The organism is Neoroseomonas soli (assembly GCF_018129065.1).
Classification (GTDB): domain Bacteria; phylum Pseudomonadota; class Alphaproteobacteria; order Acetobacterales; family Acetobacteraceae; genus Neoroseomonas; species Neoroseomonas soli.
Genome location: NZ_JAAEDM010000031.1, coordinates 36937 through 48231, shown reverse-complemented (window position 1 = coordinate 48231; position 11295 = coordinate 36937). Strand labels below are relative to the sequence as shown.

The following is an 11295-nucleotide window of genomic DNA, read 5'->3' as shown; positions in this document are numbered from 1 at the left end:
GATCGGCGCCTCCTCCCACGGCACGCGCGGCGCGGCGGGGAGGGCCACCGGGCCAGGCGGCCGCATCGGCATGGCGGCATCGCCCGGCGTCCCGGCGGGTCGCATCGGTTCCGGCTGGCGCTCGGGGTCGAGCGGATTGCGGCTGCGCTGCCGTTCGGCCGCCAGGGCTGCGGTCAGCGCGTCCCGCACCGCGGGATCCGGCACGGTCGGGCGCGCGGGGATCGTTCCGAGGTTGGGAAAGGCCCCATCGGCACCGGGCGGCGCCTCTCGCCCTTCAAAGGCGGGGCCGGTCACGCGGCTCCAGACCGGGCCGATCGACTCCGGCCCCTGCCCCGCGCTGCACGCAGCGCAGAGCAGCGTCGGCAGGAGCAACGCCCACCGTGCTTGATCGGCCGGTTGGCGACCCCTACCGTGACCCTGCCCTGTCTCGCGGCCCATTCGACCGGTCATCCCGCCCCTGCCATATGCTGGCGAAGCGGTAGCCCGAATCGGTCGGCGCGCGAAGGCCGGGGCGGCTTCGCACGCACCGGAAACTCCGATGGCCGACAAAGAGTCACCCAACGCTTCCTCCTTCCGGCTACCGGACCCGGCCCTCGTGAGCCGGACCATGGCCGACGTGGCGGAGCGCGGGCAGCGCATCGTCTCGGACTTCCTCAAGCGCCAGGCCGGGTCCTCCGCCGATCCGGACCCGCTGAAGATCGGCAACGCCTTCCTCGAGATGACGACGCGGCTGATGGCCAACCCGGCGCGGCTGGTGCAGGCGCAACTCGGCTTCTGGCACGACTACCTCACCCTCTGGCAGAACACCGCGCGGCGCATGATGGGCGATGACCCGCAGCCGGTGATCGCCGAGGACGACAAGGACCGCCGCTTCAAGGACGACGCCTGGCGCGAGCACGAGGTCTTCGACTTCATCCGCCAGACCTACCTCCTCTCGGCGCGCTACTTCCGCTCCGTCGTCGAAGGTGCCGAGGGGCTGGAGCCCAAGACGGCGCAGAAGGTGGATTTCTACACGCGGCAGTTCGTCGATGCGATGAGCCCGACGAACTTCCTGCTGACCAACCCGGAGGTGCTGCGCCGCACCGCCGAGACGGGCGGCGAGAACCTGCTGCGTGGCCTGTCGAACCTGCTGACGGATCTTGAGCGCGGCCGCGGCCAACTCAAGATCCGCATGACGGACGACACCAAGTTCAAGGTGGGCGAGAACATCGCCGTCACCCCGGGCAAGGTCGTCTACCAGAACGACCTGATGCAGCTGATCCAGTACGCGCCCACCACCGAGAAGGTGCTGAAGCGCCCGCTGCTGATCATCCCGCCCTGGATCAACAAGTTCTACATCCTCGACCTGCGGCCGAAGAACTCCTTCATCCGCTGGGCCGTCGAACAGGGCCACACGGTCTTCGTCATCTCCTGGGTCAATCCGGATGAGAAGCTCACGGAGAAGGGCTTCGACGACTACATGCTCGAAGGCCCCCACGCCGCGCTCGACGCCATCGAGAAGGCGACCGGCGAGAAGGGCGCCAACGTCATCGGTTATTGCCTGGGCGGCACGCTGCTCGCGTCCACGCTCGCGCAGATGGCGGCGAAGAAGGATACGCGGGTAAAGTCCGCGACCTTCTTCACGACGATGGTGGATTTCGAGGAAGCGGGCGAACTCGGCGTCTTCATCGACGAGGAGCAACTCTCCGCGCTCGAGCAGAAGATGTCGAAGCTCGGCTACCTCGAGGGCCGGGAGATGGCGACCACCTTCAACATGCTCCGCGCGAACGACCTGATCTGGTCCTTCGTGGTGAACAACTACCTGATGGGCCAGGAGCCCTTCCCCTTCGACCTGCTCTACTGGAACGACGATTCCACCCGCATGCCGGCCCGCATGCACTCCTTCTACCTGCGCCGGATGTACCAGCAGAACGACCTGGTGAAGCCGGGCGGCGTCGAGCTGCTGGGCGTGAAGCTCGACCTGCGCAAGATCAAGACCCCCGCCTACATACTGAGCACGCGGGAGGACCACATCGCGCCGTGGAAATCCACCTACCGCGCGACGCAGATCTACCAGGGGCCGGTGCGCTTCGTGCTCGCCGCCTCGGGCCACATCGCGGGCGTCGCCAACCCGCCCGACGCCGGCAAGTACAGCCACTGGATCAACGAGGAACTGCCCCCCGACCCGGAGGCCTGGTTCAAGGGCGCGACGGAACTCGCCGGCTCCTGGTGGCCGGACTGGCACCGCTGGGTGAGCGGCCAGGACAAGACCATGGTCTCGGCACGTATCCCCGGGGAAGGCGCCCTCCCCGCCATCGAAGACGCACCCGGCGCCTTCGTGAAGGTCATGGCGACCGACTGATCAGTACCCGGCGCCGAGCCCGTCGGTGATCGTGCCGGGGGCGCCGGTCTGCCACCAGTTCCCCGCCCCCGCCCAGCCGCCGTCGAGGTCGAGCCGCCGCACGTCGCGCAGCAATGCGGCGGTGGCCTGCTCCGCCGCCGGCAGCGGGCCGAGGGCGCCGAGACGATCGAGTGTCGCCTCCCCGCCCGGCTCGAACAGGCTCCGCGGCAGCGCCGCGGCTGCTCCGGCCCGGTCCCCCGCGCGCAGGCGGGAGGAGACGGTGGCAAGCGCCCGGACCACCTCCGGTCCCGGTGCCTGCTGCGCGGCGCCGAGTGCCGCGCGCGTCTCGTTCCGCGCCGTACGCATGGCCGTGGCGAGGGAGGGCGAGAGTTCCGGCCAGGCGCGGCGGTTCGCGACCTCCATCTCCAGCGCCTCGAGCCGGGCGATCGCGAGCGCCGCATCGGCGGGGCGGTCGGTGAGGGCCGCGCCCTGCCCCGCGAAGGCGGCGGCGGTGGCCGCCACCGCGGCGCGAAGCGGCGCACCGGCGCTGGAAGCGGAGGTCAGCACGGCAGGCGGCGCGGCGGCAGGCGTGCGCAATTCCTCGCACGCGCCGAGGGCCACGGGCATCAGCAGCAACGCACGACGAAGAGTCACTGCCAGTCATCCCTTCGGTTTCGGCTATCCATGCGCATCAACTCCTGCTGGGCCAGCATCGCGGCACGCGCGGTGCGCGGTAGAGGCGGCAATTCGTTCAGTCGCGCAAGGCCTGACGCCCCGCCCGGCGTGAACAAGGGCGGCTGCAGCGCGACCGCCGCGGCGGCGCTGTCCTGGGCGCCATAGGCGAGCCGCACCCGCGTCATCGCGTCGATCACCGCCTGCGGCTGCGCGTCGGCGGCGATGCCGAGCGCCCCCCGCCATTCCGGCCGTGCCTGCACCAGGGCCATCTTCGCCAGCCCGGACATCTCGATCCAGCGCTGGTTGGCGTCGAGCTCGACAGCGAGGAACTCGACTTCGGAAATCGCCTGCGCGGCCTCCCAGGGCCGCCCGTTCATGCTCCCGCGGGTCGCGAAGGCATAGCCCGTGTGCAGGATCGACTGACGCACCGGGTCGGTGAGGACGAAGCCCGGCGCCATCGGCAGGCTGACCACGGGTGGCGGTGGGCGGTTCGTGCAGGCAGCCAGCAGACCAAGGGCCGCGAGGCAGGCGCCGCGGCGGCCGGGAACAAGGTTGTGCTCCATGGCAGTCACCTCCGCCCACGCATCTGGCCATCGCCGCGCGGGCGGACAATGGCTTGCGCGCCGAGGATCACGGCAGGCAGCCGGCCGCCCTGGCGCGCGCGCGCACCAGCGCGAGCACGGTGCGGCAGGTGGGTGCAGGCTCGCCGACCAGTTCGGCCAGTTCCACCACCGCGCCGAGCAGGGCCTCGATCTCCATCGGCCGGCCGCGCTCGAGGTCCTGCAGCATCGAGGTCCTGTGCGCGCCGACCTCGGCCGCGCCGGCGATGCGCTTGTCGACGTCGATGGCGAAGCGCACGCCGAGCGCCTCCGCCACCCGCTGGCCCTCCAGCATCATGGCGCGGGCCACGCCGCGCTGGCCCTCGTCGGCGACCAGCACGTCGAGCGTCGCCGTGGTCAGCGCCGAGATCGGGTTGAAGGCCATGTTGCCCCAGAGCTTGACCCACAATTCGTCGCGGATGCGCGGCCGCACCGGCGCCTTGAAGCCGGCGGCGATCAGCGCCTCGGACAACCTCTGCGCGCGCGGGGTGCGCGACCCGTCAGGCTCGCCCAGGGAGAAACGGTCGCCGTAGGTGTGCTCGATGACGCCGGGCGCGGTCACCTCGGCGGCGGGATAGACGATGCAGCCGATGGCGCGCGACGGCGGCAGCAGGCGGGTGACCTCGCCGCCCGGATCGACGCTGGCGACGATGCGGCCCTCATGCGGGCCGCCGAGGCCGTGGAAGTACCACCAGGGCACGCCGTTGACCGCGCTGACAACCGCAGTCTCCGGCCCGAGCAGCGGCTGCATCTGCGCCGCGGCACATGGCAGGGAATGCGCCTTCAGGGTGACGACAACATAGTCCTGCGGGCCGGCTTCCTCGGCCGATGCGACGCAGCGTGGGCGGACGACGGTCTCCTGCCCCTCGCTGACCAGCTTCAGGCCATTGGCCTGCATCGCGGCGAGGTGCGGGCCGCGGGCGATGACCGTCACCTCCGCGTCACCCTTCGCGGCAAGCCTGGCGCCCATCAGCCCGCCGATCGCGCCGGCCCCGAAGATGCAGATTTTCATGGGCCGCCCGCCGCTCCTTCCTGTCCGCGAGAGTATGGCCGCGGCGCGGCCGGGCCGGAAGGTCCGGCCCGGCGTAAGGCGCTCGCGCCATGCGCGAGTCGGGGGATCGGGGGCATCCCGGCGCCTGCCACCGCATCAGGAGATACATCCATAAGTGGTATCTCTTGCTGACGATCGTGTGATAACCTGAAAGAACGCGGGCGGCACCATCGGGGCGCGCGCAGGGCAGAGGCAGGCGCCGGGCATCAACGTGTCGAGCACCGTGACACTTCCCGACCGGGGACGCGGAAGCCGCCTCGCCGGCCATCCCGAGATCGTCGCGCTGCTCGCCGGGGTGCTCCTGCCCAATGCCGTGCACCTGCTGGGCATCGCGGCCGATGTCGGGGTGCCGCTGCGGACGCCGGCCTTCTTCCTCTACCTCTGGGTCGTCCTCCTCGCCCGGCGCCTACCCTTCGCGGTCGCCTGCGGCACCTACCTTCTCGTGCTGGCCGCGGATATCGTCTGGACCCTCTCCGCAACCTTCCACCTGACGCCGCTGGGGATCCTGCAGGCGCTGAAGTTCACCTCGGAACTCAATCTCGCCGCCTCACCGCTCTATCTCGCACTGATCGCGGGCGTCGCGTCGTCGACCACCACGTCGTTGCTGCTTCTCGCGCGGCACCGCGAGGCGCTCCGCCAGGCCAGCCTGGTGCCGGCGCTGCTGGCCACGCTCGCCCTCGCAGGCGGGGATGTCTGGACCTATGCGACCGGCAACGTCTCGTTCCTGACGCTGCGCAGCGCGCCCGCGGAACTCGACTCCGCCGCCAGGCGCTCGGGGTTCGAGCAAGCGGTGCTGGCACCGGGCCAAAGGAACGCGCTGCTCGTGGTCGTGGAAAGCCTCGGCGCCTTCGCCGACCCGGCGCACCGGGAACTGGTGCTCTCGGCCTTCGGCTCGCGCCGGCTGCGTGCGGCCTACGAGGTCACCAGCGGCACCGTGCCCTATTTCGGCGCCACGACCTCCGGCGAGCTCCGCGAACTCTGCCGCTCCTCCCAGTCCTACACCACCCTGACCGCAGAGGCCGCCCGCGACTGCCTTCCCCGGCGACTGGCCGAGGCCGGCCGGCGGACCGTCGCCCTGCACGCCTACACCGGCCAGATGTTCGACCGGCGCGACTGGTACCCGCTGCTCGGCTTCCAGCGGATGCTCTTCGCGGAGGAGATGGCCGACACGCTGCACAACCGCTGCGGCGGCGTCTTCACCGGGCTCTGCGACACCGAAATCGGCGCCAGCCTGCCGCGCCTGCTGCCGCCTCGTCCGGAAGGCCGCTTCACGTACTGGCTGACCTTGAACACGCATGCGCCGATCCGCCCGGGTGATAGCCAGCCGCGCTTCGGCTGCGACGACGGGGGCGGTCCCTTCGGCCAGAAGGAGATCTGCCTCATGGCGGAACTGTGGGCCGACCTGATGGAGACGGTCGCCGCCGTCGCCCTCGATGCGCGCACGCAGCCGCTCGAGGTGCTCATCGTCGGGGACCACGCACCAGCGCTGTGGTCGCGCCGGGCGCGGGCGCTGTTCCGCCCCGGCGAGGTATCGTGGGTCAGGCTGGCGCCGCGGGGCTGAGCCGGGTCAGGCGGTCAGACCCAGCTTCTCCGCCAGGCCGATGCGCATCAGCTTGCCGGTCGCCCCTTTCGGGATCTCGGCCAGGAACACGACCTTCCGCGGCACCTTGAAGTCGGCGAGGTGTTCGGCCGCGAATTCGCGCAACTCCCGCTCGCTGCATTCCATCCCGTCGCGGAGCACGACGGCGGCGCCGACCTCCTCGCCCAGCTTCGGGTGCGGGATGGCGAAGGTCAGCGCCTGCGCGACCGCAGGATGGCCGGAGAGCACGCCATCGACCTCCAGCGGGCTCACCTTCTCCCCACCCCGGTTGATCAGTTCCTTGAGGCGGCCGGTCAGGGTCAGGAAGCCCTCGGCGTCGAAGGCGCCCTGGTCGCCGGTGCGGAACCAGCCATGCGTGAAGGCCTTCGCGTTGGCCTCCGGGTTCGCTTCGTAGCCGGCGGTGACGTTGGGGCCGCGGATGACGACCTCGCCGACCGCGCCCTCCGGGAGGAGATTGCCGTCATCATCCATGACGGCAACCTCGGGCCCTGCGGGCCGACCGACCGAGCCCGGCTTGCGCGGCCCGGCGAGTGGGTTGGAGCACATCTGGTGCGAGGCCTCGGTCATGCCGTAGCTCTCGACCACCGGACAGCCGAAGACCTGCTCGAGCTGCTGCATCACCGGCCCCGGCAGCGAGGAGGAAGAAGAGCGCAGGAAGCGCAGCGGCGCGCGGCGGATGACATCGAGGTTGCGCTCGGCGCGCGACAGAATCGCCTGATGCATGGTCGGCACCGCCGTCACCCAGGACGGGCGTTCATCGTCCAGCCAGCGGAAGAAGCGCAGCGCGTCGAAGCCTGGCGAGCAGACCACCGCCCCGCCCGAGCCGACGGATGCCAGAACCGCCGCCATCAGCCCATGGATGTGGAACAGCGGCATGATGTTCAGGCAGGCATCGTCCGGCCCGAGTTCCAGCGTGCGCGCGATGTTGCGCGCCGAGGCACAGATGTTCGCCTGGCTCAGCGGCACGATCTTGGGCCGCGCCGTGGTGCCGGAGGTGTGCAGCACCAGCGCCGCGTCCTCGGGCCAGGCGAGGCCGGGCTTCGCGGCATTGCCGGGCTCGCCACCCTCGAGCGTGAAGTCGCCGGCCGCCTCCCCCGGCACCAGGTCGAGCACGGGGATGGCAAGCCGCGCGGCGACCTCCCGCGCATCGCTCGCCATGCCGTGCAGGATGACCAGCGCCTTCGCCCTGAGGTCGGTGAGGTAGAAGGTGAATTCCTCCGCCCGGTAGGCGGGGTTGAGCGGCGCCGTGGTCGCCCCCGCGCCGATGGCGAGGAAGGCGGCCGCCATCTCCGGCCCGTTGGGCAGCACGATCGCCACGCGGTCGCCGCGCCCGATGCCGAGGCGGTTCAGCGTGGCGACGGTCCGCGTGCAGAGGCCGCGCAGCGCGCCGAAGGTCAGGGTGGGCCGCTCATTGGTGCCGCGGATCGCGGCGGCGCCGGCGGCCCCGCCCGCCAACAGGCGCGAAATCGTCTCGACCATGCGCTTCCTTCCCCCGCAGACGTGCCGGCCCCGGGACTATGGGAGAGGCGCGGACCCGCGTCAGCCCCCCGTCTCCATGGCGCTTCCCCTCGGTGGCCCCGGCGTGGCAGCCTGACCCCGCCAAGCTCCCCGGACACGCTGCCGATGCGACGCCTGGTGATCCTGCTTGTCGCCACCCTGCTGCTGGCCGCGCTGCCGGCCATGGCGCAGCGCGTTGCGCTGGTGGTGGGCGCCGGCGCCTACCGGCACGTCCCGGGGCTCGCGAACCCGCCCAACGACGCGGCCGACATCGCCGCCGCGCTCGCCCGCCTCGGCTTCCGCACCGACCTCGTGCTCGATCCCGACCGCGCGCAGCTCGAGCAGGCGGTGCGACGGCTCGGCCAGGCGGCGCGCGGGGCGGAGGCGGCGGTGTTCTACTTCGCCGGCCATGCGCTCGAGGCCGGCGGGCGGAACTGGCTTCTGCCGGTCACCGCCGAGATCGGCAGCGAACGCGACCTGCGCTTCGAGGCGCTCGACATGGACATCGTCGGCGAGCAGCTGGATGGCGTCGCGCGCGTCTCGATCGTGCTGCTCGATGCCTGCAGGGACAATCCCTTCCGGCTGCGCCTCGCCGGCGTGAGCCGCAGCGCGACCGTGGGCCTGGGCCTCGCGCAGTTGCGGGCCGCCGTGGGGACGCTGGTCGCCTTCTCCACCGCGCCCGGCACCGTCGCGGCCGATGGCGAGGGCCGCAACAGCCCCTTCACCAGGGCGTTGTTGCGCAGGATCGAGGCGCCGGGGATTGAGCTCCGCCAGATGCTCGCCGAGGTGCGCCGCGAGGTGCGGGAGGCAACCGGCGGCCGCCAGGTGCCGTGGGAGCATTCGGCGCTGGAGGGCGCATTCTACTTCGTGCCGCCCCCCGCCGCGACGGCCGCCACCGGCGCGGCGCGGGACGCCGAGCTGGTCTTCTGGGAAAGCGTGCGCGCAAGCCGCAACCCGGCCGACCTGCAGGCCTACCTGGCACGCTTCCCGGCCGGCCTGTTCCGCGACCTGGCGGCGAACCGCCTGCGCGAACTCGGCGCACCGCCCGGCGGCGGCGCTGACCGCATCGCGGCGCCGGGCGCCGGCGCGGTGACGGAGGAGAGCCTCGCCACCGTGCTCGCCGCGCGGATGACGCCGGAGGATGCCCACCGCATCGCCGCAACCTACATCGCCGAGCGCGGCCCGGCGAAGGCGATCGCGATCCAGGGTGTCCGGCGTGGCTCCTGGCGCATCTCCGCCCTGCCCGAGAACGTCGACGTCGCGGAGATCGTGCTCGAGCGCTGCCAGATCGCCTATGGCGCGCCCTGCATCCTGGTCGCGGTGAATGACCGCCTTGCGGAGCCCGGCCCGCCCCGCCCGATGCCGCGCGTCGCCCATGCCGGCGCCTTCGATCTCGCCCAGGTGCCGGGCATCCTGCCGACGCGGCGCGGCCCCGGTGCGGATCTGGCGCGCTACGTGGCCGGGCCGGAGCCCAAGGCCATGGCCATGCACCCGACCGGCCGCTTCTACTGGCGCACCGGCGCTGCCAGCCGGACGGCTGCGGAGGAAGCCGCGCTCAATGCCTGCAACGACGACCGCGAGCGGAACCGCCGCGACGGTCCCTGCCTGCTCTACGCCAGCGACGGCCAGGTGGTGCTGCCGGAGCGGCGCAGGACCCCCACGCCGCCCTGAGAGATCGTTTGAGGATGCGCCGCATGGCGCATTGCCAAGGCCGGCGCCGGCAGCCTCAAGGTGCTGCCGGAGCGGCGCAGGATCCCCAGCCGCCCTGAGAGATCGTTCGAGAATACGCCGCATGGCGCATTCCCAAGGCCGGTTCAGGCAGCCTCAAACGGTCCTTGCGCTGGCCGCGGTCAGCCGCCGAGCGAGCGCCGGTGGCGGCCGGAGAGTTCCACGTAGTGCGGCGCCGTGCGGTCGAAGCCGGCGCGCTGCTCGACCGTCAGGACGCGCACCAGCTTCGCCGGGTTGCCCATCCAGAGTTCCATGGCGCCGATGACCTTGCCCGGCGGCAGCACGGAGCCGGCGGCAAGCACGCCGCCTTCCTCGATCACCGCGTCGTCCAGCACGGTCGCGCCCATGCCGACGAAGGCGCGGTCCTTCAGCGTGCAGGCGTGGATGATGGCGGCGTGGCCCACCGTCACGTCATCGCCGATCGTCGTGCACTGGCGCCCGGCATTCACGTGGATGATCGTGCCGTCCTGGATGTTGGTGCCGCGGCCGATGGCGATGGTGTTGGTGTCGCCGCGCAGGACGCAGTGATACCAGATGTTGGACCCCTCCCCGATCGTCACCTGGCCGATCACGGCCGCGGTCGGCGCGACGAAGGCGGTGGGGTGGACGACCGGCCGGTGCCCCTCGAAGACGTAGAACGGCGGCAGCGTCAGGGTCTGGTTCGTGTCCATGGCGGGTCCTCCCGATGATTCGGGCGCAAGATGCGCCAGCAGGCGGGGCAGCGGAAGGCCACCCCGCCCGGGTCGCTACTCGGCCGCGCGCGGGGCCGCGACGGGCAGGTCGGCACTCACCGGAATGCCCAGCATCAGCCCGAGGTTCTGCACCGCCGCCCCCGACGCGCCCTTGCCCAGGTTGTCGAAGCGCGCGACCAGCACCGCCTGACCGAGCGCCTCGTCGCCATAGACGCGGATCTCGAGGGCATTGGTGCCGTTCAACGCCTGCGGCTCGATCTTGCCGCCGGCCTCGGCGGGCACGACGCGGACATACTGGCTGCCGGCGTAGCGGTCGCGGAGCAGCGCCTCGATGTCGGCCGGCTTCGGCTTGCCAGCCAGCGTGTCGAGGTGCAGCGGGATCGCGTCCAGCATGCCCTGCGCATAGTCGGCGACAGCCGGCACGAAGATCGGCCGGCGCGTCAGCAGCGCGTATTTCTGCATCTCCGGCAGATGCTTGTGGCGCAGGCTGAGGCCGTACATCTCGAAGTCCGGCGCGGTGCGGGCCTCATAGGCCGCCACCATGGACTTGCCGCCGCCGGTATAGCCGGAGACGGCATTTACCGTGACGGGATGGTCCGGCGCCATGAGCCCGGCCTCGACCAGCGGACGCAGCATCAGGATCGCGCCCGTCGGGTAGCAGCCCGGGTTGGAGACGCGCGGCGCGGCGGCGATCGCCGCGGCCTGGTCCGGCGTCAGTTCCGGCAGGCCATAGACCCAGTCGGGATCGACACGATACGCCGTCGAGGCATCGAGCAGCTTCGGCGCCTTGGCGCCGAGCGAGGCGGCGAGGGCCGCGCTCTCCTTCGCCGCGTCGTCGGGCAGGCAAAGGATGACGAGGTCCACCTCCTCCATCATCTCCCGCCGCGCCCCCGCATCCTTTCGGCGCTCGGCGGCGATGGATCGCAGGGCGACATGCGGGTTCGCAGCCAGCCGCTCGCGGATCTGCAGGCCGGTGGTGCCGGCCTCGCCGTCGATGAACACCGTGGGGGTCTTGGCCATGGAATGGACCTCCGTTGTCTGGCCATTTGCCGCGAAATGCGGCGGGAAATGCAAGAGGGGCGGGCCCTTGCGGACCCGCCCCCCAAACGAACCAGCCATGCGGCCGGGCGTGA

General features: G+C 71.6%; 9 protein-coding genes and 1 pseudogene. 3 read left to right on the top strand and 7 right to left on the bottom strand.

What is annotated here, in order from left to right:
* Positions 1-372, bottom strand: a pseudogene (locus tag GXW76_RS12900) (hypothetical protein); the annotation flags it as partial.
* A gap of 166 nt (positions 373-538) precedes the next feature.
* Between GXW76_RS12900 and GXW76_RS12895 the strand changes: the two are divergent.
* Complete coding sequence (locus tag GXW76_RS12895; RefSeq protein WP_211862437.1) at positions 539-2341, top strand: PHA/PHB synthase family protein; 1803 nt, start codon at positions 539-541, stop codon at positions 2339-2341.
* On the opposite strand, the gene GXW76_RS12890 is transcribed toward GXW76_RS12895, so the two are convergent.
* The 3 genes from GXW76_RS12890 to GXW76_RS12880 form a co-directional block, all read right to left on the bottom strand.
* On the bottom strand, positions 2342-2974 hold the full coding sequence (locus GXW76_RS12890; protein ID WP_211862436.1) for a hypothetical protein: 633 nt from the start codon (positions 2972-2974) through the stop codon (positions 2342-2344).
* Entirely contained in the window at positions 2971-3558 is a 588-nt protein-coding gene (locus GXW76_RS12885) for a hypothetical protein (protein ID WP_211862435.1), read from the bottom strand. The genes GXW76_RS12890 and GXW76_RS12885 overlap by 4 nt, the downstream gene beginning before the upstream one ends.
* Before the next feature lie 67 nt (positions 3559-3625).
* A complete protein-coding gene (locus tag GXW76_RS12880; protein WP_211862434.1) occupies positions 3626-4606 on the bottom strand; it encodes a 2-dehydropantoate 2-reductase in 981 nt (326 codons plus the stop codon).
* A 262-nt stretch (positions 4607-4868) separates the two neighbouring features.
* Between GXW76_RS12880 and GXW76_RS12875 the strand changes: the two genes are divergently transcribed.
* Entirely contained in the window at positions 4869-6206 is a 1338-nt protein-coding gene (locus GXW76_RS12875) for an alkaline phosphatase family protein (protein ID WP_211862433.1), read from the top strand.
* A 6-nt stretch (positions 6207-6212) separates the two neighbouring features.
* On the opposite strand, the gene GXW76_RS12870 is transcribed toward GXW76_RS12875, so the two are convergent.
* On the bottom strand, positions 6213-7724 hold the full coding sequence (locus GXW76_RS12870) for an acyl--CoA ligase (protein ID WP_211862432.1): 1512 nt from the start codon (positions 7722-7724) through the stop codon (positions 6213-6215).
* Between the two features lie 144 nt (positions 7725-7868).
* Here GXW76_RS12870 and GXW76_RS12865 point away from each other — a divergent pair, with 144 nt between their 5' ends.
* Positions 7869-9413: a caspase family protein gene (locus GXW76_RS12865; RefSeq protein ID WP_211862431.1), complete on the top strand. Its 1545-nt coding sequence runs from the start codon at positions 7869-7871 to the stop codon at positions 9411-9413.
* Between the two features lie 179 nt (positions 9414-9592).
* Here GXW76_RS12865 and GXW76_RS12860 read toward each other — a convergent pair whose 3' ends face one another.
* Both GXW76_RS12860 and argC read right to left on the bottom strand, forming a co-directional pair.
* The gene (locus GXW76_RS12860; RefSeq protein ID WP_211862430.1) at positions 9593-10141 is read right to left on the bottom strand and encodes a gamma carbonic anhydrase family protein; all 549 of its coding nucleotides are present in this window, start codon (positions 10139-10141) and stop codon (positions 9593-9595) included.
* A 75-nt stretch (positions 10142-10216) separates the two neighbouring features.
* On the bottom strand, positions 10217-11182 hold the full coding sequence (argC, locus tag GXW76_RS12855) for an N-acetyl-gamma-glutamyl-phosphate reductase (RefSeq protein WP_211862429.1): 966 nt from the start codon (positions 11180-11182) through the stop codon (positions 10217-10219).
* Positions 11183-11295 lie beyond the last annotated feature (113 nt).

Coding starts and splice junctions, on each gene's coding strand:
- GXW76_RS12865 (WP_211862431.1), top strand. CDS start 7,869: ATGCGACGCCTGGTGATCCTGCTTGTCGCCACCCTGCTGCTGGCCGCG.
- GXW76_RS12885 (WP_211862435.1), bottom strand. CDS start 3,558: ATGGAGCACAACCTTGTTCCCGGCCGCCGCGGCGCCTGCCTCGCGGCC.
- GXW76_RS12880 (WP_211862434.1), bottom strand. CDS start 4,606: ATGAAAATCTGCATCTTCGGGGCCGGCGCGATCGGCGGGCTGATGGGC.
- argC (WP_211862429.1), bottom strand. CDS start 11,182: ATGGCCAAGACCCCCACGGTGTTCATCGACGGCGAGGCCGGCACCACC.
- GXW76_RS12860 (WP_211862430.1), bottom strand. CDS start 10,141: ATGGACACGAACCAGACCCTGACGCTGCCGCCGTTCTACGTCTTCGAG.
- GXW76_RS12870 (WP_211862432.1), bottom strand. CDS start 7,724: ATGGTCGAGACGATTTCGCGCCTGTTGGCGGGCGGGGCCGCCGGCGCC.
- GXW76_RS12895 (WP_211862437.1), top strand. CDS start 539: ATGGCCGACAAAGAGTCACCCAACGCTTCCTCCTTCCGGCTACCGGAC.